At 62.5% G+C, this 2,487-nt stretch carries 2 protein-coding genes; both read left to right on the top strand.

Going from position 1 to position 2,487, the window contains the following annotated elements:
* Window positions 1-227 precede the first annotated feature (227 nt).
* A complete protein-coding gene (locus tag VJ307_01025) occupies window positions 228-2,243 on the top strand; it encodes a HEAT repeat domain-containing protein (protein ID HJX72708.1) in 2,016 nt (671 codons plus the stop codon).
* A partial coding sequence (locus tag VJ307_01020) for a hypothetical protein (GenBank protein HJX72707.1) occupies window positions 2,240-2,487 on the top strand: 248 nt, incomplete at its 3' end. The genes VJ307_01025 and VJ307_01020, both read left to right, overlap by 4 nt.

Genomic DNA, 2,487 nt, shown 5'->3' with positions numbered 1-2,487 from the left:
CCTCCTTTTTCCCCCGTCCCCGGGCCCGGCATCGCCCGGCGGGAGACGGTAAGAGGGACCCAAGGAGTCCGTCGAACGCGATGGTTCCCGGCGGGGGAGGCGAAGCGCGGCGCCACGGCGGCGGACCGATCATCGGAAGCGCGCCCCGCGAGAGGTCGTCCCGCCCGGATCGCCTTCCGTTGCATGAACCCTTGATTCCCGGGAAACAAGATGAGATTCTCTATTGAATGACGGGTGAGACCGCAGAAAAAGGGAGCCCTTCGATCGGGCCGCTGGTTTTGGCCCTTGCGAAGACCTTTCACTGGGCCGGCCTCTACGGGACGGACCACCCGATTCTCTCCAAACGGGTGGGCGAATTTCACGCCGCTCTTCTTGCCCGCCTGTCCGAAGAGCCCGAGGGGAGGCTTTTTCTCGGGATCGCGCGCGACAAGTTCCTCTACCGGAACGAGTTCCTCGGGGGGGGGCAGGAACTCGTCGCCCGCCTGACGGAGAACCTCTATCTCCGGCAGGTAGCCACGTTGGGGCTCGAGTCGTCCGTCACTCCCGAAGGTCTGCTTTCGCTGTTCCGTTTCCTCCACGAATCGCAGGAGGAGAAAACGCAGGTTTCCGCCGAACAATTCCTGCGGGAGAGCGGAATCGCCGGAATCTCCCTTTCTCCATTCGACTACAAGGAACTGCTGTCCCGAAAGCTTTCGGATGCTTCCGCCCCCGTCCAGAGCGAGAACCGCGAGAGGGACCTCTGGCGGATGCTCCTCACGGCCGACTATACGGACAAGAGCAAGGAAGAAAATATGATGGAGGATCTCCTCCATACCCCGACGCTCCTCAGAGCGATCCTTCGGCGGGCGCGTGAGGCGGAGAGCAGGCGGGAGAGCGACGCCGGAAAATCGCCGATATCGGCGGAGGTGCTGCAGAACATCGTGGGCCGTCTCACGATGTACGTGAATGCGCTCCCGAAAAACAAGAAAAAGGAGATCCTTTCCTCGCTGGGAAGCGGAATGGCATGGCCGGACTCCGGTGGAGGGGCAGAGGGCGGCGCGAACGACCTGATGATCGCGCGGTCCCTCGTGGAGGGCCACACGGACGAGGAATTCCTCGATCTTGTCGCAACCCTCGTTTCCCTGGAGGGCAAAGGAGGAGACAGGCTCCGGAGGGCCTTCGGCATCCTGGCGGGCGAGCGCAATACGGGGAATGCCCTCCTTCACCGCGTCACGGAGCAGGTCCGGGAGAAAAGGAGGGTCAAGGATTATTACGCCCAGAAGACGTGGGAGGCGGTCGAGAAACTCCTCCTCTCCCGCGACGAGGAGAGATACCTCCGGGACAGTCACCGGGACTTCCTCGAGGATATTTCCTCCCTCCGCAAGTCGTACCTCATGAGGCTGGGGAAAAAAACGGCCGACGACCTGGGGGTTGAGAAGTCGTTCTCCGAGCGGGAGGTCCGCGGGAAAAACCTGCGGATTCTGCTTCAACTGCTGGAGAAAGAGCCAAAGGAGTCCGAGTTTTTCGACCTCCTCGAGGATGTCCGGAAAGCCATCCCCAACCTCATCTCCCTGAGGGACTTCTCCCTCCTTTCCACCGTCCTGACCACGCTGGATTCGCTCGTGACAACCATCCGGGAGGATTGGAGAGGCCGGGTTCAGGACGTCGTCATGGAAACCGACTTCGGGCAGATCGCGGATCTCTGCCTTTCCGGGGATGTTCCCCCGGAAGACGTCGAAACGATCCACGACCTTCTGGCAAAATTCGGGGGGATCGCCGCGCCCCCGCTCCTCAACCGGCTGCTCATCGAACCGGACCCCTCCCGGCGGCGGGCCTTGATCAAGATTCTCGCCAGGCTCGGGCCCGCCGTCGTCCCGGATGCGGGAAAGCGCATGTCGCACCCGAAATGGTATTTCGTGCGGAACCTCTGCACCATCCTCGGGGACGTCGGCGACCGGCAGGCCCTGGAACCCCTGATCCAGGCCATTTCGCACCGCGAACACCGGGTGAAACGGGAGGCGATCCTGGCGATCGGGAAACTGGGGGCTCCCGAAGCGGTCCCGGAGTTGGGGAAGATCCTCCTCGCGGAGGGGTTTTTCTCCTCGAAAAAGGTCGACCAGACGCGGATCGACGCGGCCAGCGCACTGTACCGGATCGGCGGCAGCGAAGCCATCGCCTTCCTGCAACGGGGTGCGAAGGCCCGGAGGTTCGCGGTGCGATCCCACTGCGACGGTCTGCTGCGCAGCATGAAGGAGCCCTTATGAAGGACCGACAGGAATATTTCGCCGTGATCCAGGATCTCGCCCAGACGATCCAGGCGGCGACCATCTATCCCGAAAACCACCAGCGCATCCAACAGCTTTTCGAGCGCCTGCACAAACGGATCGGCCAGATGACCTCCTCCATCGGCACGCTCCACATCGGCATCATCGGCGACCACTTCGTCGTCGACGAGTTCCCCTTCCTGGAGATGAACCCCGCGCTGCGGAAACTTCTCGGGGAAATCCG

The sequence above is a fragment of the Candidatus Deferrimicrobiaceae bacterium genome (assembly GCA_035256765.1).
Classification (GTDB): Bacteria; Desulfobacterota; Deferrimicrobia; order Deferrimicrobiales; family Deferrimicrobiaceae; genus CSP1-8.
This window is presented reverse-complemented; position numbering and strand designations above follow the sequence as displayed.